The organism is Treponema sp. TIM-1 (assembly GCF_046533115.1).
Classification (GTDB): domain Bacteria; phylum Spirochaetota; class Spirochaetia; order Treponematales; family Breznakiellaceae; genus JAIRMO01.
Genome location: NZ_JAJQRC010000024.1, coordinates 1 through 24,035, shown reverse-complemented (window position 1 = coordinate 24,035; position 24,035 = coordinate 1). Strand labels below are relative to the sequence as shown.

The 24,035-nt window shown below is 53.2% G+C and carries 22 protein-coding genes; 7 read left to right on the top strand and 15 right to left on the bottom strand.

The window, feature by feature from the left end; translation table 11 throughout:
* Positions 1 to 425: 425 nt before the first annotated feature.
* Both fusA and LQZ21_RS09785 read left to right on the top strand, forming a co-directional pair.
* Positions 426 to 2,522 carry an elongation factor G gene (fusA, locus tag LQZ21_RS09790; RefSeq protein ID WP_411044149.1) on the top strand — a complete coding sequence of 699 codons (2,097 nt, stop codon included), beginning with the start codon at positions 426 to 428 and terminating at the stop codon, positions 2,520 to 2,522.
* Between the two features lie 39 nt (positions 2,523 to 2,561).
* Positions 2,562 to 3,266, top strand: a complete 705-nt coding sequence (locus LQZ21_RS09785; RefSeq protein WP_411044148.1) for a hypothetical protein — start codon at positions 2,562 to 2,564, stop codon at positions 3,264 to 3,266.
* Positions 3,267 to 3,305: 39 nt separating this feature from the next.
* On the opposite strand, the gene hflX is transcribed toward LQZ21_RS09785, so the two are convergent.
* Positions 3,306 to 4,568 (bottom strand): GTPase HflX, encoded by a 1,263-nt coding sequence (gene hflX, locus LQZ21_RS09780; protein ID WP_411044147.1) that lies wholly within the window; start codon positions 4,566 to 4,568, stop codon positions 3,306 to 3,308.
* Between the two features lie 118 nt (positions 4,569 to 4,686).
* Positions 4,687 to 4,896, bottom strand: a complete 210-nt coding sequence (locus LQZ21_RS09775) for a hypothetical protein (protein ID WP_411044146.1) — start codon at positions 4,894 to 4,896, stop codon at positions 4,687 to 4,689.
* Here LQZ21_RS09775 and LQZ21_RS09770 point away from each other — a divergent pair.
* The gene (locus LQZ21_RS09770; protein WP_411044145.1) at positions 4,882 to 6,978 is read left to right on the top strand and encodes a hypothetical protein; all 2,097 of its coding nucleotides are present in this window, start codon (positions 4,882 to 4,884) and stop codon (positions 6,976 to 6,978) included. The two genes, LQZ21_RS09775 and LQZ21_RS09770, sit on opposite strands and share 15 nt — an antisense overlap.
* Before the next feature lie 84 nt (positions 6,979 to 7,062).
* Here LQZ21_RS09770 and LQZ21_RS09765 read toward each other — a convergent pair whose 3' ends face one another.
* From LQZ21_RS09765 to LQZ21_RS09755, 3 genes are all read right to left on the bottom strand, one after another.
* The gene (locus LQZ21_RS09765) at positions 7,063 to 8,073 is read right to left on the bottom strand and encodes a LysM peptidoglycan-binding domain-containing M23 family metallopeptidase (protein ID WP_411044144.1); all 1,011 of its coding nucleotides are present in this window, start codon (positions 8,071 to 8,073) and stop codon (positions 7,063 to 7,065) included.
* A gap of 217 nt (positions 8,074 to 8,290) precedes the next feature.
* Positions 8,291 to 8,908: a bifunctional nuclease domain-containing protein gene (locus LQZ21_RS09760; RefSeq protein WP_411044143.1), complete on the bottom strand. Its 618-nt coding sequence runs from the start codon at positions 8,906 to 8,908 to the stop codon at positions 8,291 to 8,293.
* 10 nt (positions 8,909 to 8,918) lie between these two features.
* Positions 8,919 to 10,010, bottom strand: a complete 1,092-nt coding sequence (locus LQZ21_RS09755) for a polyprenyl synthetase family protein (protein ID WP_411044142.1) — start codon at positions 10,008 to 10,010, stop codon at positions 8,919 to 8,921.
* Positions 10,011 to 10,069: 59 nt separating this feature from the next.
* On the opposite strand from LQZ21_RS09755, the gene LQZ21_RS09750 reads away from it, so the two are divergent.
* Together LQZ21_RS09750 and LQZ21_RS09745 are read left to right on the top strand one after the other, a co-directional pair.
* Entirely contained in the window at positions 10,070 to 10,696 is a 627-nt protein-coding gene (locus tag LQZ21_RS09750) for an SAM-dependent methyltransferase (protein ID WP_411044141.1), read from the top strand.
* Positions 10,697 to 10,965: 269 nt separating this feature from the next.
* Positions 10,966 to 11,301: a hypothetical protein gene (locus LQZ21_RS09745; RefSeq protein ID WP_411044140.1), complete on the top strand. Its 336-nt coding sequence runs from the start codon at positions 10,966 to 10,968 to the stop codon at positions 11,299 to 11,301.
* 297 nt (positions 11,302 to 11,598) lie between these two features.
* On the opposite strand, the gene cls is transcribed toward LQZ21_RS09745, so the two are convergent.
* From cls to LQZ21_RS09730, 3 genes are read right to left on the bottom strand one after another with little or no spacing between them, the layout of a single operon-like run.
* Positions 11,599 to 13,134 carry a cardiolipin synthase gene (cls, locus tag LQZ21_RS09740; protein ID WP_411044139.1) on the bottom strand — a complete coding sequence of 512 codons (1,536 nt, stop codon included), beginning with the start codon at positions 13,132 to 13,134 and terminating at the stop codon, positions 11,599 to 11,601.
* A gap of 20 nt (positions 13,135 to 13,154) precedes the next feature.
* Positions 13,155 to 13,826, bottom strand: a complete 672-nt coding sequence (locus tag LQZ21_RS09735) for an L-threonylcarbamoyladenylate synthase (protein ID WP_411044138.1) — start codon at positions 13,824 to 13,826, stop codon at positions 13,155 to 13,157.
* Between the two features lie 3 nt (positions 13,827 to 13,829).
* On the bottom strand, positions 13,830 to 14,273 hold the full coding sequence (locus LQZ21_RS09730) for a hypothetical protein (protein ID WP_411044137.1): 444 nt from the start codon (positions 14,271 to 14,273) through the stop codon (positions 13,830 to 13,832).
* A 274-nt stretch (positions 14,274 to 14,547) separates the two neighbouring features.
* Between LQZ21_RS09730 and LQZ21_RS09725 the strand changes: the two genes are divergently transcribed.
* Positions 14,548 to 15,399 carry a sigma-70 family RNA polymerase sigma factor gene (locus tag LQZ21_RS09725; RefSeq protein WP_411044136.1) on the top strand — a complete coding sequence of 284 codons (852 nt, stop codon included), beginning with the start codon at positions 14,548 to 14,550 and terminating at the stop codon, positions 15,397 to 15,399.
* A 60-nt stretch (positions 15,400 to 15,459) separates the two neighbouring features.
* On the opposite strand, the gene LQZ21_RS09720 is transcribed toward LQZ21_RS09725, so the two are convergent.
* Positions 15,460 to 15,621, bottom strand: coding sequence for a hypothetical protein (locus LQZ21_RS09720; protein WP_411044135.1), 162 nt, complete (start codon positions 15,619 to 15,621; stop codon positions 15,460 to 15,462).
* 562 nt (positions 15,622 to 16,183) lie between these two features.
* Between LQZ21_RS09720 and LQZ21_RS09715 the strand changes: the two genes are divergently transcribed.
* The gene (locus LQZ21_RS09715; RefSeq protein WP_411044134.1) at positions 16,184 to 17,350 is read left to right on the top strand and encodes an ImmA/IrrE family metallo-endopeptidase; all 1,167 of its coding nucleotides are present in this window, start codon (positions 16,184 to 16,186) and stop codon (positions 17,348 to 17,350) included.
* A gap of 189 nt (positions 17,351 to 17,539) precedes the next feature.
* On the opposite strand, the gene LQZ21_RS09710 is transcribed toward LQZ21_RS09715, so the two are convergent.
* From LQZ21_RS09710 to LQZ21_RS09685, 6 genes are all read right to left on the bottom strand, one after another.
* Positions 17,540 to 18,622 carry a glycosyl hydrolase family 18 protein gene (locus tag LQZ21_RS09710; protein ID WP_411044133.1) on the bottom strand — a complete coding sequence of 361 codons (1,083 nt, stop codon included), beginning with the start codon at positions 18,620 to 18,622 and terminating at the stop codon, positions 17,540 to 17,542.
* A complete protein-coding gene (locus LQZ21_RS09705; RefSeq protein WP_411044132.1) occupies positions 18,619 to 19,128 on the bottom strand; it encodes a YchJ family protein in 510 nt (169 codons plus the stop codon). Before LQZ21_RS09705 ends, LQZ21_RS09710 begins: the two co-directional genes overlap by 4 nt.
* 91 nt (positions 19,129 to 19,219) lie before the next feature.
* The gene (locus tag LQZ21_RS09700) at positions 19,220 to 20,596 is read right to left on the bottom strand and encodes a pyridoxal-phosphate dependent enzyme (RefSeq protein WP_411044131.1); all 1,377 of its coding nucleotides are present in this window, start codon (positions 20,594 to 20,596) and stop codon (positions 19,220 to 19,222) included.
* A 43-nt stretch (positions 20,597 to 20,639) separates the two neighbouring features.
* On the bottom strand, positions 20,640 to 21,686 hold the full coding sequence (gene lgt / locus LQZ21_RS09695) for a prolipoprotein diacylglyceryl transferase (RefSeq protein ID WP_411044130.1): 1,047 nt from the start codon (positions 21,684 to 21,686) through the stop codon (positions 20,640 to 20,642).
* 35 nt (positions 21,687 to 21,721) lie between these two features.
* Positions 21,722 to 22,867 (bottom strand): nucleotide-binding protein, encoded by a 1,146-nt coding sequence (locus tag LQZ21_RS09690; RefSeq protein ID WP_411044129.1) that lies wholly within the window; start codon positions 22,865 to 22,867, stop codon positions 21,722 to 21,724.
* Entirely contained in the window at positions 22,864 to 23,352 is a 489-nt protein-coding gene (locus LQZ21_RS09685) for a hypothetical protein (protein ID WP_411044128.1), read from the bottom strand. The genes LQZ21_RS09690 and LQZ21_RS09685 overlap by 4 nt, the downstream gene beginning before the upstream one ends.
* Positions 23,353 to 24,035 lie beyond the last annotated feature (683 nt).

The window sequence follows — 24,035 nt, the reverse complement described above, 5'->3', positions numbered from 1 at the left end:
GGGCTCCTTACCAGGTTTCAAGAGCCCCCGGTAACGCCCTCACCCCAAGCCCCGGATCACGGCGTCAAGCGAAACGCTTGACGTCGGAGGACCCGGCCCCCATGCGCCTGGGCAGCCCAGGGCAATTTTCGGCTTTTACCCGGGATACCCCCTGAGGAAATTGCCGGTACGTGAGAAAAAGGTCGGGTGGGGTGGCGGTGTAAACCCATAGGGGGGACCCTCTGGGGGGCCCCTATGGGTTTACAGCCGCCAGGACCCCCGAAAAATTTCTCCGTACCGGTTAGATGCTTAGGTGTATCCCGGGTAAAAGTAAAGCAGATGCCCTGGGCTTCCCCCCCCTCTTGCAACTTCTGGAAAATCTTACTATATTATAACAATTATAAGCGTTTTTTATCATTTTTTCCATTAGTGAGGTGACAAAGCAAATGGGCATCGATATTACGAAGATGCGGAACATTGGAATTAGTGCGCATATAGATTCGGGAAAAACGACCCTTTCAGAACGGATTCTATTTTACAGTAACAAGATCCACGCCATCCACGAAGTCCGGGGAAAGGACGGGGTGGGAGCGACCATGGATCACATGGAACTTGAGCGGGAACGGGGTATTACGATCCAGTCCGCGGCGACCCAGGTTGAATGGAAGGATCATACCATCAACCTTATCGATACCCCCGGCCATGTGGACTTCACCATTGAGGTGGAGCGGTCCCTGCGGGTGTTGGACGGGGCCATCCTGGTCCTCTGCGCCGTTGGGGGGGTCCAATCCCAGTCTATCACGGTGGACCGGCAGCTTAAACGGTACCATGTGCCCCGGATCGCCTTTATCAACAAATGCGACCGTACCGGGGCCAACCCCTTCAAGGTCAGGCTCCAGCTCCGGGAAAAATTGGGGCTGAACGCGGTACTCATCCAGATCCCCATTGGTTTGGAGGATAAACTGGAAGGTATGGTGGACCTTATCACCATGAAGGCCGTTTATTTTGACGGAACCCAGGGGGAAACGATCCGGTATGCGGAGATCCCCCCCCACCTCAAGGCGGATGCGGAAAAATACCGGGAGGAACTCATTGATGCGGTCTCCCTGTACTCCGATGAACTCGCCGAGCGTTACCTGGCCGGGGAAGCCCTTTCCGAAGACCTGATCCGTACCGCGATCCGCGCGGGTACCCTGGCGGAATCCTTTGTGCCGGTGATGGTCGGTTCGGCCTATAAAAACAAGGGGATCCAGCTGCTCCTGGACGGGGTCAACCACTACCTTCCCAATCCCATGGAGGTAAAAAATTACGCCCTGGATCTGGATCATAACGAGGAGCGGCGGGAGCTTTCGGCGGACGCAAAAAGCCCCACCGTGGCCCTGGGCTTCAAACTGGAAGACGGCCAGTACGGTCAGCTTACCTATGTCCGGATCTATCAGGGGGCCCTTAAGAAGGGGGATGAACTCACCAATACCCGGGCCCGGAAAAAATTCAAAGTGGGGCGCCTGGTCAGGATGCACTCCGATAGTATGGAAGACATCAACGAGGGGGTTCCCGGGGACATCGTCGCCCTTTTTGGGATAGACTGCGCCTCCGGGGATACCTTCTGCGGGGGCGGTCTTAACTACGCCATGTCCTCCATGTACGTTCCCGAACCGGTCATCTCCCTGGCCATTACCCCCCGGGACAAGAAATCCGCGGACCAGATGGCCAAGGCCCTGAACCGTTTCACCAAGGAAGACCCCACCTTTCGGACCTATGTGGACAGCGAATCCAACCAGACCATCATCCAGGGTATGGGGGAACTCCACCTGGAGGTGTATATCGAGCGGATGCGCCGGGAATACAAATCCGAGGTGGATACGGGGATGCCCCAGGTTGCCTACCGGGAGACCATCACCAGCCGGGCGGAATTCAACTATACCCACAAAAAACAGACCGGCGGCGCGGGCCAATACGGCCGGGTGGCGGGTTTTATGGAACCGGTGGCGGACAAGGACTACGAATTTGTGGATAATATCAAGGGAGGGGTCATTCCCAATGACTTTATCCCCAGTTGTGACAAGGGCTTCCGGGAAGCCGCGAAGCGGGGGAGCCTTATCGGGTTTCCCATTGTCCATATCCGCTGTGTTATCAACGACGGTCAGTACCACCCGGTGGACTCCTCGGACATCGCCTTCCAAATGGCCGCTATCGGCGCCTTCCGGGAGGCCTACAACAAGGCAAAGCCCTGCATCCTGGAACCCATCATGAAGGTTACCGTGGAGGGGCCTACGGAATTTCAGGGAAATATATTTGCCTCAATTAATCAGCGCCGTGGTATCATAGCGGCATCCACCGAAGACGGGATCTTTTCCCGGGTGGAGGCGGAGGTTCCTTTGAGCGAGATGTTCGGGTACTCCACGGTACTTCGGTCCTTGACCCAGGGTAAAGCTGAGTTTACCATGGAATTTGAAAAATACGGAAAGGTTCCGGCGGGTATTTCCGAAGCCCTTATCAAGGGATATGAAGAAAAACGCAGGAAGGACGCCGGGCGTTCTTAAAAACATCCTACGATAAAAGGTGAAGTAAAAGGTGAAGTTATGGTCAAGCAGGAATTAGTTTCGCGCAGTCCGGTGCGCATTTTTGAGCGCTCTATCAACGGGGGGCTTAAGCCGGGAGAAGTGGGGATTATCGCTTCCCAAAGCGGCATCGGTAAGACTTCGGTACTGGTACAGATCGCCCTGGACAAGTTGTTACAGGCAAAAAAGGTCATCCACGTATCTTTTTCCCAGCATACCGACTATGTGCTGGCCTGGTACGAGGATATTTTTAATGAATTTATCAAAAAAAAGAACCTGGAAAATACCGGGGATATTAAAAACGAGCTGATCCGAAACCGGGTATTGATGAATTTCAGCCAGGACGGGGTGACCGGGGACCAGATCATCCGGAGCCTCAAGGCCATGATCGTGGAAGGGGGCTTTAAAGCCGATGCCCTCATCGTGGACGGTATGGACTTTAGCCGCATCGACAAGGACCGGATCGAGGGGGTAAAACAATTCGCCCAGGAAATCGGACTTTCCGTGTGGTATAGCTGTACCGTCAAGGGAAACTTGCCCCATTATGACAAGCGAAATATCCCCCTGGTCATTAAGGATTATGTGGACCTTATTGATGTGGTTATCATCCTGGAACCAAAGCAGGATCATATTGAATTCACCGCCATCAAGGACCGGACCACCTTTAATCCCGAACACATGGCCCTGCGGCTGGATCCCAAAACCCTGCTGATATTGGAATCATAATGAGCGTTGTTCGGAAACTTCAGTTTCCGAACAAGCCTATTATTGCGGCAGGGTAAAGTCCCGTAATTTCTCCAAAAGCGGCCCCCCCACCTGGGCTTCTATCTCAATACCGGTATCTTCATGTTTTTCCGAAAGCACCCGGCCGTCGCGGTAAAGTAATGCCGCCAGATCGTACCGATCCCGGGGAAAACGGAACCGGGCGGCCGGACCGGCTGCCAGCAGTTCCAGGCGCCGGGTCAGGTCTTCCAGGCCCTGGCCGGTTTTGGCGGAAACCGGAACCCCCCCGGCATACCGCGCCGGAAGCCCCCTGCCGGAAAAATCCCCCCGGTCAATCTTGTTCAGGGCCGTTATCATGGGTTTTTTATCCGCCCCCAAATCCCGGAGGACCGCCATGGTGGTGTCAAAATAGTGTTCGGCATCGGGATCAGAGATATCCACCACATGGATAAGCAGGTCCGCCAGGGTCGCTTCCTCCAGGGTGGCCCTGAAGGCGTCCACCAAATTATGGGGAAGCCGGCGGATAAAGCCCACGGTGTCGATCAGCATGATGGGCTGGCCCTTCCCCGGTAAAAGCCGGGCCACCGGGTCCAGGGTGGCAAAGAGTTTGTCCTCCGCATAAACCCCGGCCCCGGTCAGGGCGTTGAGGAGGGAGGATTTTCCCGAATTGGTATACCCCACCAGGGCGCAGGAAAGAACGGTTTTTCCCCGCTTTTTTCGTTGAACCGCCCGGTGCTTACGGACCTCCTCCAGTTCGCCCCGCAGTTTTTGGATCCGCCCCTCAATAATACGCCGGTCGGTCTCGAACCGGGTTTCCCCGGCCCCCCTGGTCCCGTAACTCCCCCCCCGCTGCCGGGAAAGGTCGATGTATTTGTGGCTTAACCGGGGCAGGGCATAGGAAAGTCTCGCCAATTCCACCTGCAGGGACGCTTCTTTTGTTTTCGCCCGTTCCGCGAAGATCCGGATGATAAGCTCCTGCCGGTCTATCACGGGAATCCCCGCAAGGGCTTCCCAGTTCCGCTGTTGGGAGGGGCTGGGTTCCCAGTCCAGAATCAGACAATCCGCCTGAAGCGTATCGGCCTTTTCCCCCAGTTCCCGGGCTTTTCCCGTGCCCATCCCAAACCGGGACCGGATCTCCCGGACATGCACCGTCTCCTGGGCGGCGATTTCCACCCCCAGGGATTCGGCCAGGCCCCGGAATTCTCCGGACCGGGATTCCATCTCATGGTCTGAGACCCTTTCATCCTTAATGCCGATTAAAAATGCCCGCTTCGGCTTTTCCGCGGTGTCGTATACTGTTTTCATAATTGAGGCGGTTTCAAAATCCTTATTTTGAAATCGGTTTAACCACTATAGAAAAAAAAAACCTTTTAGTACATACTTACTAGTATCGGCAGTATAAACCGTTATCTTTAGTTTTTTTTCACTTGGATGCGGCTGTTTCAAATGAAACAGCAACCTTAGATTTAGATGCAAAACCGGGCCGGTAGGCCGCTTTTGCAGGGCCAATTTCAAAACCGACCGGATTTTGAAATTGGCCCACTTCTCTATATATTATCATAAGAGGCTGTTCTCTAAAACCAACCGGATTTTGGAACAAGCCCATAGGATCAAAGGATTGACCATATCCCAAAAGGCCTCTTTGAGCCTGCTTATCGCGGTTATCCTCTCCGCCGTCTTTACCGTCGTGGCATATACCGGGCTTTTTGATCTGGTGGAGGCCCGGTTTTATAATCCCTCCATAGCCCGGGCCCTGTCCAATGAAATAGCCGGGGATACCGAGGCGGTCCAGAATTTTTTGGCTGAATTGCAGGGCCGTTTCTTTTCCAGCCTGGAAAACGAGGCGGTCCGGCGGAGTTTCCTCCCCCATCAGGAGGCGGAAGACATCTTTGCCCGGACCAGGATCTTCGGCCTTCTGATGGAGTCCCAGCGGGGGCTGCAATCGGTACGGTTCGTGGATGCCGGCGGGGTCAGAATCCACTATTCCACTAATCCCCAGGATATCCGGCAGCAGGACCAGGACTCCGTAACCTACCGGAACTACCATGACATCCCGGGGTTTATCCCCTATGAGCGGGTGGAGGTTCCCGAGGGGGGGCTGCCCAAACTGACGGTGGATGATGAGGGGGACCGGATTATTTTTTCCCTTCCTTTTTATGATTCCTACCAGGTGCATCGGGGAACCGCCCTTTTTTCCCTTTCCGTGCGGGTCATAACGGACCGGCTCGTCAGTTTGGGGCGGCTCAAGCTGGGGGAAGATGTTTCCCTGGTTTCGTCCCCCCCGGGCATGGTTACCGGGCTTCCCCACGGAAGCGGCCATATCCTGCTCCCCCTGGTCGCTTCCCTCTGGAATGAGGGGATTTTTACCCTGACCACCCTCAAATCCGCGGATTCCGGGACTTCCCTGGCCTTGTTGTCGGATCAAACCAATCAGGGGATCCATATCGGACGGATTGTGGACCAGGCCCTCTTTTTGTTTCCCCCGGTTATGAAGATCATCCTCCTGGCATCCTTTTTTATCACCGTGTATCTTTCCATTTTTCTGCTCTTTAACCTGCGGCAGGACCCCCTCACCGTGGTGCAAAACCGGCTTAAGCGGCTCCAGATCGGCTTGATTGAGGAGTATTACGATCGTAAGGGGGACATTGATTGGGGGCATTGGAAGCGGGATCTGGAACAGCGCCGGGAGGAAGTCCGGCGGGAATTAAAACGGGGGATCAAGCTGGTTCCCGGCAGGCGGGAAACCGAGGAAGTTGATTTTCTTATCGATAAATCCTGGGATGAGTTATTAGCGGTTATCGGGGGCCTGCGGGAAAGCAGCGTCTCCGATACTATGGATGAAGGTAAACTCCGGAATATTATCAGCCAGGTTCTGGCTGCTGTTTCCGCCGGAGGGCTCGGCGGTTTTCCGGCGGTGGCGGCCGTTGCCGCTCCCTTTCAGGGACCGGCGGCTCAAGGGACACCTGAGGTCCAGGAAAGGCAGGCCGCCTCCGGTGATAAAAAATATGCCGAAAACGGAGTTGCGAAAAAAATTCCCCAAGAGGAGATACAGTCTATGGATGAACATGAATCCGGCGAATTAGAAGAGCTGGAGGAGCTGGAAGAATTAGAGGAACTGGAAGAACTGGGTTCCGCGGAACCGGCGGCGGAGGAGTTTCTTTCCCCCGCGCAGGCAGCAAAGAACATCGACGAGTTGGCCAGCGAAATTGAGTTTGGGCCCACTCCCGAGAATGAGGCCGAGACGGCCCCGGATGATGAAGATCTACGCCCGGATCTTGAAATCGTTTCGCCCTTTACCTCCATGCGCTTTGATTTTTCAGATTCCGAAGAAGGCGAGTCCCCCCCGGAACCGGCCGGGCCTCCTCCCGATGGGGACGTAAAAAAAAAAATAAGCCTTCTTGAGGAAGGCCGGTTGGAAGATCTGCCCACCGATTATCGCTACGCGTATTTCTCCCGGCCTTTTTTACTGGAAAGTGCCTGCGCGCCCGAGGTATTGGAGGCCACAGGAGAAGAAACAGCGCCCGTGGAACTGATCGACTTAGCCGCGGAACGGGTAAGCGAGAAGGAAGGGGGGGAGGAAATCGTTGTTGAAGAACGGGACGGGATCATCTATATACCGGATCATATCCTGAATCCCCGTTTCAACGCGGAAACAGAAAAAAACCAAGACCTTAATTTTAAAAACCTGTTAGATTCTATTATTTCAAAAAAATAAGCCCCGCCCGTACCTTTCAGCAATCCAAAAAAGATAATTTCCCAGAGAAAGAGAAATCGACCGCTAAGAGGAATTAAGGCGTTGTTATTTGAGCAGCGTTCGGGGGTTAACGGTTACGCCGTTTTTGTACACCGTAAAATGGAGATGGGGGCCGGTACTGCGTCCGGTGGAACCTACGTCGCCGATACGCTCCCCGGCCGCGACATAAACCCCCGGTTTTACCCGGGCCACATTCATGTGTCCGTAGAGGGTGCGATACCCCCCATGGTGGGTGATTACCACATAGTTACCGTAGGAATCATCGTAACTGACCGCGATAACCCTGCCGCCCATGGCCGCCCGTATGGGGGTTCCCTTGGCGGCGCCGATATCAATCCCGGAGTGAAATTGACGGGCCCCGGTAAAGGGGCTTGACCGGTAGCCGTAGGGGGAGGTGAGATACCCGTAAACCGGCCACATAAAGAGATCGCCGTTGATCTCCTGCAGATCCATCCAATCAAGCCGGGCCCCGGGGATAAAAACCCTGGACCCAACAATGATGTTTTCGGAAAAAAGTTCGTTTACCGTCTGAATCGTTCCGGCATCGGTTTGGTATTTTTCCGCAAGAGCGGCAAGGGTATCCCCCTTTTTTACCATATGGAGCACCCCGTCCTGATTGGGGATCTTTAACACCTGCCCTATTTGCAGGAGCCGGCTTTGCTTAACGTTGTTGTACGAGATCAGGGTATCCTGATTGAGGCCGAAATTCCGGGCGAGATCGCTGATGGTATCCCCCGACTTGACCGTATAGGCGGTGTAAAGCAGCATCTGGGGTTTGGAAAATTCCTTCGGTTCCGGTATGCCAAACACCGTATCCGCCGGCAAGGCGGGATCCATGATTTCGGAACTGTTATTTTCAAGGTAGGACATACCCCCCATACCGTTCCCCGGATCATACGGCATAGGGGACGGCTGGGACCGGTTTTCCCCGTGAATGCCAAGCATCGGGAAAATACCCCAGGAGAGGGTATAATGAAACATGGTAAAAACCAAAAGTAATCTAAGGATATTCTTTAAATAGTCCATTTTATCGTATTTTACCACTATAAATTTCATCTATGTTTTTATCATAACCCTCTTTACGGTTCTTGGCAACAAAAAACCTGAAAAATTATCCAGGATTTTTAAAAAAAAGCGGTTTTTTCAGGATCAGCGCGACCGTTTCAAAACCAACCGCGTTTTGAAACAGGCCGTGGCCTTTTGAGGCCGCCCTCAGCACCTTAAATTTTCGTCCAATTCCCGCTAAAACTTGACCAAGCCGGTGAAATGGGGGTCAGCGGTCCTCGATATCGGTTTCATTATCCAGCAGGATAAGGGCGTCCCGGAGTTTCGCGGCCCGTTCGTACTCTTCATTGGCCACCGCCCCCTCCAGTTCCGTCTGTAACGCAAGACGCCGCAGGCTTTTTTCAGAGATTTCCGATCGCTCCTCAAAACGCGCTTCGGAGGGAAAGGCGGGGTTTTCTCCGGGGGCGTTGATAAAGATATCCGCCGGAACCCCCGCCGCGGTTACCACCTTTTTGGAGACCAGGATCGGACATTTACACCGCAGCGCCAGGGCAATGGCATCGGAAGGCCGGGAATCCAGGATGAGGGGATTGCCCGGATGGTCTCTGTCCAGATATAACCGGGCAAGAAAGACGTTTTCTTTTATGTCATAGATCTCGGTACGGATCAGGCGGAGCCCTACCCGGTGCATGAGATCCAGGAGCAGATCGTGGGTAAGGGGCCGGGGAAAGGTCATCCCGCCGAGCCCGATAAGAATGGCCTGGGATTCTAAGGGGCCGATAAAGATCGGCACCGAAATATCCGACCCCAGGGGCCGTAATAGTACGGCATTCCCCTGATCCGTCCGTATAATGGTCCATATTTCAACTTCAGTCATTTTTTGCATGGCATCCCCCTTACCCCGCTAGATAGTCTGTCAGATCCGCCAGGAGACTCCGGGCATCCCGGTCTCCGGGTAATCCCATAAAAGCCCCGGAAAACAAGTCCGCGGCTTCTTTTATCAAGGTCCGCCCCCGGCTTTCCGCCTCGTCCAAGGCTCCGGTCCGGGTAAGCTCGCCGATTAATACTTCCACCTCCGGGGCGGAACATCCCTGGGAGCGGGCCGCGGAAAAACAGCGGGCCACCGACTCCCTCCGATCCCCATGTTCCCGGAGGTATAAGAGGACCGGCAGGCTTTTTTTTCCCTCTACCAGGTCATCCCCCCGTTTTTTACCGGGAATTCCCGTGGTAAGGTTTTTGACATCATCCAGGATCTGAAAGCCCACCCCCAATTTTTCCGCCGCCTCCCCCAGCATGGTACGCAGGGGCCCTTCTTTTTCCGGCGCCGGCCTGGTTTTTGCGGTAAAGGCAGCCTGGACGCCCAAAACCGCCGCAAGCCCCGCCAGGCAGCCGGTTTTCATCCGGCACATGGTATAATAATCCTCCGGGGCGGGCAGGGAAAAGAAGTCCCGGTGCCAGCTTATATCCATGGCCTGCCCCAGGTGAAGCCGCCGCATATAGGCGGACCAGAGGGCATAAACGGCATTTTTCCGTTCCGCCGGGACATCCCAGGTTTCAATACAGACCAGGGGAAGAAAATAAAAGAAACACCCCCCGTTGATGGCCGTATCGGTCCCGTAAAGCAGGTGAACCGCGGGTTTACCCCGGCGTTCTTCGGAACTATCCTCAATATCATCATGGATCAGGCTGGCATTGTGGGGAAATTCCACCAGGGGAGCCAGGGGCAGGGCCGCGTCCCCCCCTCCCAGGCTCTCGCATACCAGCGCCATGAGCAGGGGCCGCCAGCGTTTCCCCCCCCGGCTTAAAAGCTCCCTGCCGGGCTGGGTGAGGAATTTCACCGCCTCCCCCAGGGCGGTACCTCCGGCTTGGCCGGCCGTGGGGGTGGTTAAGAAGAAACGGGCCATTTGGGAAACATCCGGTTCTTCCGGCAGGGCCTCCCGCAAAACTGCTTCTATCTTTTCGAGCCTCCGGATATACTGTTGGGTCATGGGATATTTTACACGAGGCCGGTCCCGGAGAAAAGCCCCCTGGAGAGGGTACAACCACGATGACAGGATATAAGAAACCGGATTATTGGTCGCTGAAAGCTCAAGCCGAAGGGTATCCTGCCCGGTCGGTGTATAAGCTCAAGGAAATGGATGAAAAATTCAGCCTTCTCCCCGGTTTTAGCGGGTCCGGGCAGGCAGCCCCCTTTAGAGTCCTGGATTTGGGGGCGGCCCCGGGGAGTTGGAGCCTCTACACCCTGCGGCGTATGGCGGGCCGGGGGTTTCTGGCGGCGGCGGATCTGCTTCCCCTGTCCCGGCAGTACGATAAGGGGCTCTTTGCCGGGGAAAATTTCTTTTTCGTCCAGGGGGATATTACGGAACAGGCGATCCAGGATGCCCTGCTGTCCCGGGGTCCCTACCATTTGGTCATGAGCGACGCCGCCCCGGCAACCACCGGGAACCGTTTGGTGGATACCCTCCGTTCCCTGGACCTGGCGAAAACAGTTCTCCGGTATGCGGAAACCGCCCTGGTTCCCGGTGGCAGCCTGATCGTAAAGGTTTTTCAAGGGGAAGACGCCCCGGAGATCCTCACCCTGATCCGTGGACTGTTTAAGGCCGGAAAGAGCTTTAAACCCCGCTCCTGCCGGGGCAACTCCTTTGAAACCTACTATATCGGCTTGGGAAGGTGACGGGGACAGCGTTACTATAGGGGGTGAACTTATCACTTATTAACGACACAATAAATAAAAGTAGGTGACAAATAGAAAAGGATGCTATACTATTAGATGGATAATCCATTTGGTTTATAATAGGGCCAGTTTCATGAATCAGGCTCTTGGAAAAAGCGGTCAAATGCCCGCTTTTTCCCCTGCGTTTAAGGCTGCTGTTTCAAAACGTGAGGTTTTGAAACAGCCTCGTAGTTTAATCTTTTTATAAGATTATTAAGGGAGGCGTGATTATGAAAAAATGCATAATCGTATTTTGTGTTCTCTTGGTATTCGTTTCTGTTGATTCATTTGCTGATAGAACAAATACCCGAGATGGTGTTACGCTTGATTATTGGCCCGGTAATCAAGCTGATTACCAGCCAACGCTTAGTTTCGCGGCAAGGAATGATAATGATTTCGATGTTGTAGTGTATATCGACGTTTATTATAGAGGGAAAAGTGAACCACAACATACTTTGGTCTCGGTTGCCGCAAAGGCACGAGCGAAACCTTGTGTTATTTCCTCCTTACCTGGTTATGTTACCTCTGTTAGAATTACCAGCGTCCGTAAATCAGAGGGATTATGAAAACACCTAGGCCGAGACAGACCTGCATTCCTCCCACAACAGCGCCAAGCGACCCGCTTGCGCCCGATCCCCCGGCAACGCCCCCCCGTTAGGCGGCGGGTACTTTAGCTTGGGGCGGATAAGGCCCGGGGCAGACCGGCAATTCCCCCCGCTCACGATTCTGGAATTCCCCGCCGGAGGAGATAAGAACCGAAGGTTCGCAAGCTCCGTAGGCGGACTCTACAGGCTAGTGAGCGGGGGGAATTGCCGGTCTGCCCCGGGCCTTATCCGCCCCAAGCTAAAGTACCCGCCGCCGGGTTACATCAGGGGAGCAAAAAGCCGGAGCACGTCCTGAACTACCTGCAGGAAGGCGTTCCCCGCGCAGCTCTCCAGGGTGACTTGATGGGAGACCGGAATGGTTTTGAGAAAATCTTCTTTTACCTTGTGGACCGCCTGATTTTTGTACAGCCACACCCCGCATTCAAAATGGAGGTACAGGCTGCGGAAATCCAGGTTGGTGGTTCCCACGGTAGCTACCTTATCGTCGGAGACAAAGGTCTTGGAGTGGTTAAATCCGCTGGAATATTCATAGACCTTTACCCCCGCGGAGACAAGCTGGTGGTAATAGGATCGGGTGGTCATGTGGACTATTTTTTTGTCCCAGCGGTAGGGGGTGATAATCCGCACATCCACCCCGCTTTTTGCGGCCAGGGTCAGGGCAGAGGTAAGATTTTCATCCACCACGAGATAGGGGGTACTGATATAGATATAGTCTTTGGCATTGTTGATGATCTGGATATAAACGTGTTCCCCCACATTCTCCTCATCAATAGGACTGTCCGCATAGGGCTGCACATAGCCGTCGGATTTTATTTCGCAGGGTGTATCCTTCCAGGGGTAAAACGCCCCGTAGTCATCCTTTTTCTTTTGTTCCAGGTTCCACATCTGCAGAAAAATCAGGGTAAGACTCCAGGCCGCCTCCCCCTCCAGCATGATGGCGGCATCCTTCCAGTGGCCGAACCGTTCATAGGCGTTGATATATTCATCCGCCAGGTTTATCCCTCCGGTAAAGGCCACCTTCCCGTCAATGGAAAGGATCTTCCGGTGATCCCGGTTGTTTTGTAATGATGAGAGGAGGGGGGTAAAGGGGTTAAAGACAATACATTTTATCCCCCGGCGTTGGAGATGCTGCCGGTAATCCGGCGGCAGGGACATAAAACACCCCAGATCATCATAGATCAGCCTGACCTCCACCCCCTGCCGGGCTTTTCTCTCCAGGATTTCAACGATGGGATCGAGCATGACCCCTTGACGGAGGATAAAAAATTCCAAAAAAATGTATTTCTCCGCCTTTTTCAGTTCCTTAAGGGCCCGCTCAAAAAAAGCCTCCCCGGAGGGAAAATATTCTGTCTGGGTATGCACATATACGGGAAACCCCGCGTGATTTTGGAGGTACCGGACCTGGGGAAGACATTCCTCCCGGTTAGATTCCAGAATGGGCAGGGCGTCCCCGGCGGCGAACTTAAAAGGAAGGCATCGCCGGTTCTCCTTGACCATAAGCCGCCGCAGCTTCCGGGGGCTCGATTGGGTATAGAAAATAATGTAGAGGATCCCCCCAAAAAGGGGAACCATAAGAATAATGAAGATCCAGGTTAGTTTATAGGCGGTCTTTTCTTTTTTACCGGTTATATAGAGGCAGACCAGGATGCTCAGGATGTTTAACGCCCAATCCACATACCGGGAGATCCGGCTGGTGCCGACGACCAGGTAAACCCAGAAAAAAATTTGTACCAGCAGAATTGCTATAACAAAAACCCGCCGCCTAAATACAACCCGCACCCATTTTTTTCGCACGAAAACTCCTCAAAAAAGTGCTATACCGGCCATAAACCAGCTCCCCGCCTGAGGAGGCGCACCTCGTCCCCGGTCATGTCCAGGATGGTGGAATAGATTCGGGGCCGTTCATCGCCGGTATCCAAAATAAGGTCTAATCCCTCTATATCCTCCAGTTCCCATCCCCCATCAAAAAGCTCCTCCTCGGGAATGGGGGGCAGCTCTGTTTCCTCCTCATTGCCGGAAGGGCGTATTTCCCCGTCCGGGGCAGCGACCATAGTTCGTTTTGCGGTTATTGAATAGAGGGGAACCGTCAAGGCCCGGATAAGGGCCAGGGGAACGTTGTGATCGGGGATCCTGACCCCGACCTCCTTACGACGGAGGCCCAAGGTTTTTTCGGTTCCCAGGAGCGTATTGAGGATGAATACATAGGGCCCCGGGGAAAGGCGTTTGATCAGGCGGAACCGGGTATTGTCCATGCCGCATAATTCCCCGAATTGGGAAATATCCGAGCAGAGCAGGGTGAAGTGCCGTTCGTCCCGCTCCCCGGAAAGGCGCCGCAGCTTTTTTATCCCCTCTTTGGAGGCCAGGGAACACACCACGCTCCAGCTTGTATCGGAGGGGACCCCCAGTAGCCCCCCCCTTTGCAGCGCCGCGACCCCCCGGGACAGGATCCGGTCATCAATATTACCGGGAACCACGTATTCAATCATAGGCTAGGGCACCCATATCAAATTATCCGGCGCGGATTCGTTCATAAAGATCCGCTGATACCGCCCCGAATGGGAAACTCCGGGGTTTTCGGGAAAATAGGTTTTTCGGAAAAACCAAACCACGTCCGCCATGACCGCTGAGGAATCGGTGGGCGAATAGCGGAACCAGATTTCCTCGTTTTCCAGGATTCGTATTACGTCGGGGTTGTGGATCAGCTCCGGGTCCGTCAGGCGGCGGAGTTCGGATCGTAAGCCCCCGTAATGGGTATCACCCACCATAAGCATGCGCAGGTGTTTATGATCATCCATCCAGTAGATTTCATATACCCCCCCCACCGCGGGAACCTTGGCATTAATCGTCCACCGATCAGCCACGGTCAGCGGAGACCACCGGACAAAATAGAAGACATCCTTGCCCCGTTCTTGCGCGGTAATACCCAGTCTCATATCTATACTATAAATATATCTTTGAATATTTGCTACCTCAAATAATTCACCCGGTATTTCTTAATTGAACCGGGCCGGATTCGTATAATTTTCATATACTAAATTAATAATCATGTATGTAAAATCATACAAAATCAGGTATTCCAAGAAAAATCATATATTTTTAAAGAAGCTATTTCTTTATATTAAAAGGAATTACAAAAAAATGTAAATTTTTTATGAACTTGGCACGGTTCTTGCTATAGTATTAGTGTCTAAAAAAGGGAGAAAAAAAGTGAAGAAAAAAGCCAATACCTACAAAAATGATGAGTTACAGACCTATTTTAAACAAATCATGGCAATTCCCTTGCTTGATTCCGAAGAAGAAATAGCATTATCCAAACGGATAAAAGATGGAGATCCCCAGGCTCGCCGTAGATTAATAGAAGCCAATTTACGGCTGGTTGTCAAGATCGCCCGTTCATATAGTACCTATGACGTATCCCTTATGGATATTGTCCAGGAAGGAAACCTCGGACTTATCCATGCGGCGGAAAAATACGATCATCTTAAAAACGTCCGGTTCTCCACCTATGCTACCTGGTGGATCCGCCAATATATCGGCCGGTTTCTGGCAAATAAACGCCGGACCATCCGTCTTCCCCATCGCAAAGAAGAACTTTTTCACAAAATTCAAAAAACCTATCAAGCCCTTGGTCAGCTCCTTATGCGGCAGCCCCATACCGAAGAAATAGCCGCGGAAATCGGGCTTCCCGTTGAGGATGTGGAACATATCCTCCGGATGACCAACGGCTTGTTATCCCTGGAAATGGAAGCGGGATATGACGAAACCACCGCGATGATGGACCTTCACGAGGATTATACCTATAGCCCTGAGCAGACGGTGTTCAAAAACTCGTCCCGGGATGATGCCCGGCGTATTCTGGCCCGGCTTAAGGAACGGGAAAGACGGATCCTCATTTACCGGTATCAACTTGATGGGGGTGAACCCCACACCTTGAAGACCATAGGCGCCAAAATGGGTTTGTCCCCGGAAGCGGTCCGCCAAATAGAGAAAAAAGCTATTAGCAAGATCCGTCGGGACGGCCGGGAAGTATGGGCTTCTCTCCGCAACGAGGCCATGTAGGCATCCCTGAGGGATTTAATTAACCGCGCAGTGGTCTACTTCGCGGTTAAATTCTATATTCTATCCGGAGACAGCGACTTGGCCCCGGTTACTACCAAGCTCAAGCATCTTTGTCCCGGCAAGAAAATCAGTATCGCCGTTCCCCAAAACCAGTCCGCCATGAACCTCAAGCAGCACACCGACTTCTTCAAAAAGATACAGACCAGAGATGGAGTTTTGCATAGCAAAACTCCTTTGAAGAAGTCCCTCCTGCCGGAACAGGTAGCATATAACGGAAAAGTCATTACTGTTCCTGCCGGCTGACTCCCAAAACCTGGGCCGGAAGACGGAAAACCTGTGTCAAAGTGAATTGCCCCGCTTAATCCCCTATACGATCCCGTCCACAATCAGCAACAAACATCCCGCAAGATGTATGAAATTTCATACCGTCTTACTCGATTTAGCTCCGATATACTCTTTGTATTTCCGCCATGTTATGATATGATGAATTGCATCCGGGGATCATGCAGGCAACTTGTTTCTGGCGCAGTGAGAGGGCTTGGGACCGCGAAACGATACTTTTTTTGGCCTATACGAAAGCGGGAGGGGGAGCGCATTGGCACTTTACCGCTTAATTTTCCGGCTCTATGCTGCCTTAGCTGGCGGGCTTTCGCCGTTTTCGCGGCGCGTCCCTCGCTCCGGCTTCCTCGTGTCAAACCCTGCGGTCTTCTCCGCTACCCCACGAGGGGTGGTTGTAGTATATTGATGTTAGAGGCTTATTATTAAAGGCCGTATTATATGAGGGATGATATTGATTATGCGTAACAACGCCTTAATTACTTCCAAAATATTAACCTGGGCAAGGGAACGGCTGGATTTGTCCCTGGAAGAAGCTGCGGAATATCTTAAAAAGAAACCGGAAGTATTAAAATCTTGGGAAGAAGGCAATAAATATCCAACTATAAATCAGGCAAAAGCAATTGCGAAAAAATTGAAAATCCCTTATGTTTACTTTTTCCTGCCCGATCCGCCGCAGAATATCAAGCTGCCAAAAAATCAGGATTATAGAACACTTTCCAATCAACCTTTAAAAAAATATTCGGTTGAATTAAAAACACTTTTGTTTGATATTATGCAGCGCAGGGAAGTAATGCTTGACCTCTATCGTCAAATGGAACGTGAGCCGCAAATATTTAATCATTTCTTTGATATAAAAAGTACGGATAATAAATCTATAGCGAAAGCGATACGTGAATTATTGCAATTGCCGGAGAGGTTTAAGCAAAAAGACAGGGATTTATTTAATTTCTTTAGAAATATATTGGAAAACATGGGCGTTTTGGTTTTTCAGGCAGCGGGTGTTTCGCCGGTTGAAATGCGAGGACTGTCTGTTCTTGAAGAAATATTCCCCATTATTGTGGTAAATCGCAAGGATCCGATAAGCGCAAGAATATTCACCTTGGCACATGAATTTACTCATCTTGTAACCAGAACCGCAGGAATTTGTGACAATGCTGGAATGTCGGAATTGTCTTCCTTCGATATAGAGCTAAAATGCAATCATATTGCGGCGCAAATACTTGTTCCCGAGGAATTACTCAAGACAAACAACGATTACAAACAGCTTGTTGCCGAATGGGATGACGTGCTTGTGCGCCAGATAGCAAATGCTTTTTCTGTCAGCCGGGAAGTAATAATAGGCCGTTTATTAACCTTCAAAAATATTTCTCTGGATTTTTATCGCCGCAAAATGAGACAGTATGCGGAGGAATATAATCAAACAAAACAAAATAAAAAAGACGGCCTGCTTCTACCAGACATTGACAAAGAAACCCAATTGGGGAAGGCGTATATCAGCACAGTTTTAACCGCATATAATCAGGAAATTATTACGGCCAGAGACGCCATCCAATATTTTGACGGGCTGCGATTGGAGCACTTTGAAAAACTTGAAAGGTGGTGCTCTGCGTGAGTAATCCTAAATATGTGTTTGATACAAATGTATTTATTCGCTGCGAAGGATACATAGACCGGCCGCTTGCCTCCCCTGCGAAGCAGGTTCTTGGATTGTTGATTGGAAGGCGGGGTCCATACCCCTTTCCTTATTTCCCTTCTTTCTTTTTCGCCTTCGTGGTGAATTTCTTAATTCCGTATGTGTATATTACTCCGGTGAGCTCAGGTTGAGGAGGCTCCAGATGACGGGGGTTTCCTGGCCGAGGCACCAAAAGCCGATGGCTTTTACCCCCATGGCGCGGTACATTTCGATCCGGTAGGAGAGGGAATATTCGTCTTCGTAATAAACCGTAACTTTAAGGGGAATTTCGTAGGTAAAGGTGGGGATACTCTGTTCCCGGCGGATTTCGGTGACCTGGTTTTCCCGTTTTATCCGCTCAATGCCCGAATGAAAATACGCCCGAAAGGTACTTTCACTCCCCCAGGTACGGCCGTAGAAGGGGATGCCCATGATGAGCTTTTCCGGCTTTATGGTTAAAAGGCCATAGGCGGCCACGGCCCTGCACCAGGCCATGGACGCAATCGGGCCGGGGGCGCTGGTAGACCAATGCTCGTCATAGGCCATTACCAGGATCCGGTCCACCAGGGGGGCGATAAAGCGGTAATCATAGACATCATTGGTCAGGGGCCTGGTCCGGGCTCTGAGGGCAATGGTGAACATCTTATGAGACGGGAGCCCCTCCTTGAGTTCGGCGAGAAAGGAGCGGAAGGCCGCCCCGTCCTGGGCCGGGATATATTCAAAATCGATTTGCAGTCCGTCAAAGGGTTTGGCCGCCTCCAGTAAATCGGCGATGAACTTTTTCCTGATGGCGCTGCCCGGTTCAAGGACAAAATGGGTCAAAGCGGTGTTGTTACAGCACACCACCAGGTGTACCCGCCCGGAAAAACCGGAGATCCGCCGCCGGTTGGGAACCTTAACCAGCTGACCGTAGACATCCACTTCGGCTCCAAAATAACCGATGTCCGAAATGGGATAACCGGCCTTGAGGGTCTGTTCCCGGTCGCTTAAGAGGTAGGCCCAAATTTCACCAAAGGACGATACAGGCAGATCCGCCGGCGGGGTCAGGGCCTCCGGAAAGAATTCCCCGTATTCATCCGATATTTCCGCCTCCCGGTTCACCGCTGCTTCCGGGTATTCCGGGATCGGCAGATTGGCCGGCCTTGATTGACAGGCGCTCACTACACAAAAAACGCATCCCACGAGAAACAGCAGGGCATATCGGCGGATCATGGGGCCTGCTCTGTCCGGGCGCTTCTTCCGCAGCAGTGTTTGTACTTTTTGCCGCTGCCGCAGGGACAGGGTTCGTTCCGTCCGACCTTGGGAGCGGTCCGGACCACGGTATGGGGGATGATGGTCCCATCCTCGTAAAGCCATACCCCGTCCTGTTTCTTAAACCGGGCCCGTTCATGGTGAAGTTCCTTAAGGCCCTCCTGTTCATACCGGGCTTCGAATTCTACGGAACCTTCGATATCCTCCGCTTGGCCCTTGGTGACCGACAGGATTTTGAGCCCCAGCCAGGTAGAATTTTCGCTCCACGCCCGGGTCTGTTTTTCATCGATATCCCGTTCCCCTCCCCGGATGCAGGTATTGAGGATATACTCCACCGCGTGTTCCACATAGGCGGAATAACGGCTGCGCATCAGGGCTTCCGCGGTGGGGGGCTTTTGCGCCCCCATGAGGTAGGGCTCACAGCATTGGGCATAGGCAAGGCCGGAACCGCAGGGACAAGGTTTCATCGTCTTACTCCTTAAAATGCCTTTGTGGTTAAAATTCTTAGCGCCATATAATCACATCTTAAACCATTTAAACCCTGGGTCAAGTTTAGTCCTAAAGGGCCGCGGTCAGGGCGGAAATATCCGCGGGGATGGTCCGGGCGTGGGGGACCCGGTCCAGGGCCTGGGCGAGGGAAGGGGGCACCGGGATTTTCCCGGTCAGGGGCTCCACGGTTTCCCCGAATTTTGCCGGGTGGGCGGTGGCCAATACCGCCAGGGGCCCGTCTTCCAGCAGTTGTTGATCCCAAAGTTTGTCCACCCCTTCCCAACCCACCGCTCCGTGGGGGTCGAGAAAATACCCAAAGGTCCGGTGGACCCCCTCGATGGCCCGGCGGGTCTCGTCGTCATAAACCGCTATCCCCCGGATCAGCGTCCGCATTTCCTCCAGGGACCAATGGGCGGCCATCCGCTCAAAGTTGCTGGGGGCTCCCACATCCATGGCATTGGAAATAGTCGCCTGGGAAGGGCGGGCCTCGTAGCTGCCGCTGTGGAGATAGTCGGGGATGGTTTTGTTGCTGTTGGTGGCGGCGATAAAAAGTTTGATGGGGGCCCCCATTTTTTGGGCGTACAGCCCCGCGGTAAGGTTGCCGAAATTTCCCGAGGGCACGCAAAAGGTAATGGGCTCGCCCGGAGCAACCCGGAAGTTTCCCCGTTTCCGGCCGGAAGCGGCCGGGGCCCCTTCCGCGGTCCGGGGGGTGGCTTCTCCGTCCTCGTGGACAGCGCCGGCAAAGGCCCTGCCCGCGGCAACGGTGTAGTAGACCCCCTGGGGGATAAGCCGGGCCACGTTGATGGAATTCGCCGAGGAGAGGACCAGCCGCTTTTTAAGGGTTTCGTCCCCAAAAGCCGCCTTTACCAGGCGCTGGCAGTCGTCAAAGCTCCCCTCCACCGCCAGGGCGCTGATATTCCCCCCCAGGCCCGCGATCTGCCGTTCCTGCAGGGGAGAAACCCGGCCCTTGGGATAGAGGACCGTCACCGAGATGCCCGGTATGCCGTAGAAGCCGTCCGCCACCGCCCCGCCGGTATCCCCGGAGGTGGCCACCAGGATCCGCAGGGGCTGTTCTTCGCCCCGGCGGAGGTAGGAGAAGGCCCGGGCCATAAACCGGGCGCCAAAATCCTTAAAAGCCGCGGTGGGGCCGTGGAACAGTTCCAGCACCTGCCGGTCCCCTACGGCCACCAGGGGGGCGGTAAAGGGATAGGCCGAATGGATCAGCTCCTCCAGCACCGGATCGGGTATTTCGGGGTACACAAAGGGTTTTATCGTTTCAAAGGCAATATCGCAAAAATTCATGGTTCCCAGGGAGGTTCTGACCGCATCCCGGTATTGGGGGATTTCCTCAGGGATAAAAAGCCCGCCGTCAGGGGCAAGGCCGGTCAGAACAGCCCCGGCAAAACTCACCGGGTCATTCCGGTTTCGGGTACTATAATAACGCATGGTTTATCGTATCATACCGCGGCCCGGCCGCCAAGGGATCGGTTCAGCGCAGTTTTTTGCGGAGTTTTCGCCGTTTTTTGCGGGCCGCTTCTCTTTCGCCGGCGGAGATGGTTTTTGGGGCGGCGCCCGAGGCGGGGTATATACGGATGGGTTCCCGGTTGGGCAGCCGTGATGCGATGATAAGGCAGATTGCCCCTCCCAGGATCATCAGGGCGGAGAGGATCTGGCCGGTGGAGAAGCTCAGCAGGGGGTGGCTTATGGCGGGGGGGAGGCTGCTCTGTGCGAATTCGATCCGGTAGCCCAGGGCTTCGTCGGGTTCCCGGAAATATTCAACAACAAAACGGCAGATACCGTAGAGGATAAAGTAAAACCCGGCGAGGAAGCCCTTAAAGGGCTTTTTGTTTCGGATGAGCCAGGTGATAAGCCAGCAGAAAACCCCCTCCAGCAGGGCTTCGTACAGCTGGGATGGATGCCGGGGCAGATTTATCAGGGCGTTCGCGCTGGGGATGGCGATGCCGGTTTTTTCCGCGGCCTCCCGTACCCAGGCTTCGTTGGCGGAGAGGGGCGTCGCATGGGGGAAGATCATCCCCAGAGGACCGGTGGTTATCCTGCCATACAGTTCGCCGTTGATAAAATTGCCCAGCCGGCCAAAGGTATAGCCCAGGGGTATGCTCGCCGCATACATATCGGCGATTTCCCTGGCGTCATACCGTTTTATTGCGGAATAAATGATGATCCCCAGGGTGCCGCCGATGGCCCCCCCATGGTAACTCATGCCCTGAAGGCCGGTAAATTGTCCGTCCCGAAAGGGCCAAAACACCAGCCAGGGCTGATGCTGATATATATCGCTGGTTTCGTATACGATGGTGGCGAAGATCCGGGCCCCCAAAAGCAGGCCCAGGATACACCAGAAAAAAAGACCGGAAAGCTCATCATCAGTCATAGGAAAATGCCGCTCCCGGACCTGCTTCCGGTAGAGCAAGAAAGCCACGGAAAAGGCCGCGATGTACATAAGGCCGTACCAGCGGAAGGGAAGGCCGGGGATTATCTCCGGGGATAACCAGCTTGGAAATTGTATCGCTAATGGCATGAAAACCTCGTTACGGTGTGCCCAGGGCTTAGGGCTTAGGGCTTAAACCCCTGGGACATGGCCGCGGCCAGCTTATATTTAAGGAAATTGTTTTCCTTTTTGATTTTGGTTATCTCGAACTGCTGGGATTTTATCGTTTCCACCAGATCGCCCTGGCTCAGGACCCCGGAGTGGAGCAGATCCTCCACATAGTCCATCCGGTTTTCAAAGTCGCTCTCCGCCTCGACCCCGGCTTCCTGGAAGCTGTCGTCGATCTCCTTATCGGTAAGGGAAAATTTTTCTTCCCCGGATTGCAGGATTTTTTCGGCGATACGATACAGCGCCTGGGATATGAGGGACTGGGGCTTGTAGAGGACCACCGGCAGCCGGGATGAAAGGGCTATGTCCTGGATCGAATCCCGGTAAATGATCCCCAGGTGTTCAATCTGCAGGTCCAGATACTCCTCGCAGGACCGGCGGATTTTCATGGACACATCCGCATCCTTGGGATCATCGATCAGGTTCATGATAAGCCGGGGGTGAAACCGGTCAAAATGGGCCTTGAATTTGGCGTAAGAAGGGGGATCAACCTGCTTTATTTCCGCGATCATCCGGGGAACATAGAGTTTTCGCGGTCCCGAGCCTTCTTTCCGCATCTGTTCCAGATACTCGTAGGCCCGGGTGCCCCGGGTAAAAATGGTGTACATCAGCCGGTAGGAGGCGTTTTTCAGGAAAATATAGGCATTCAGCACCGCGGTTACCATGGGGGCGGTGATAATAATCCCCTGCCCGGAGAGGAGGAAAAAATCCAAAATAGATTGATGGGTCCCGGCCCCCAGGTCGAGGATGAGGATGTCCGTGTCCTTTTCCAGGGCCAGCAGCTGCTTAACCAGGGCTTTTCGCTGGGCTGTTTTAAGGTTCGCCGTGCCGGGAATCTCATTGTCCCCGGGGATGAACCGGAGCCCCCGGATCTCGGTATCAACGATAATATCGGAGAAATTTTCCTGGGTACCGTTTATAAAGAGGCCTATCCCCTTTTGCGGGGACTGGTAGCCCAGGACCAGATGCAGATTCGACGCCCCCAGGTCCAGATCCACTAAAACCACCCGCTTGCCGGATTGGGCAAAGATAACCGCCAAATTCGCCGCGATTAAGGACTTGCCGACCCCTCCCTTCCCGCTGGCGATGGGTATTATCCTCATGACACACCTCTTTCTTGGGGAATCGTATCCCCTTCCCCGATTTCCTCCGGCTCCGGAGGCGGTTTCGGGTATAATTTACCTTTCAGGAGGGAAGTTCCCACCAGGGAAGCCGTGTCCAGGATGATAAAACAAAAAACCAGCCCCGAAATCCTGATCAGCTCCAGCAGGGAGCCGGCGGAACCCAGTATCCGTTGGAGTGAAAAGATGATCCAGCCGATGACCGAGACGATCACGATGGTTTTTCCCGCCAGATAGAGGAAAACATAGCCCCGATACTCCCCGGGCCGGATAAACAAGAAGAAGGCCATCAGCGGAAAGAGGGCATTGGGCACCGCATAGACCATATAGGGAAACCAGGAGGCTTCCGGGCTTTCCCCCAGGGGTATGACGGTGATGAGCAATTCCAGCATAAAGATCAGCCGAAAAAGATCATATATCAAAAGGCCCAATCTAAGCGGCCGGTACGGGGGCTTATTTATTTCCATATATAGAAATCTACGTTTCTCCGGCCTTAGGGTCAAGGGGGGGAGCCCGGACTTGGAAGAGGGTTAACCACGGACCCGGAAGAAGGTTAACCACGAACTACACGAACACCACGAACGAAGGAGAAAATTCGACCACGAAGGCAGCATAAAAGAGAATGACCACAAAGGCGCAAAGTAGACCGCTGTGCGGTCAATTAAATGAGAAAAAGGGAATTAAGAGAGAAGAGGGTTAACCACGAACCAGCACGAACACCACGAACGAAGAGGGGAGAAAGGAGTTAGGAGAGAAGAGTGAGGAGTGGGGGAAACTCTCCTCTCTCCTAACTCCTCTCTTAATTCCCTTCTGCGCCTTTGTGGTAAATTTCTTAATTCGGCGCTGGAGGGCGCTTTTTGGGTGAATTTGGTGAGGGGGGACGAAATTTGACGTTTTTTTGCATTTTTTTTAAAAATTTTTAAAAAAAACGAGATTTTTGGAACGAAACGTGATATAATAATGTGTAGGTAATTATTGGAAAAAAAGACCGGCCCAAGCCGGCAAGAAAACAAAAAGGAGGAAGCCATGACATACGATACCATTCTCTATATTACTCCTCATTCCTCCCTTCTCTCGTTTGTTTATTCGCAATTTCTTACCCCCCCCCCCCCCCCCCCCCCCCCAAAAAAACACACACACCAGAGGGAGC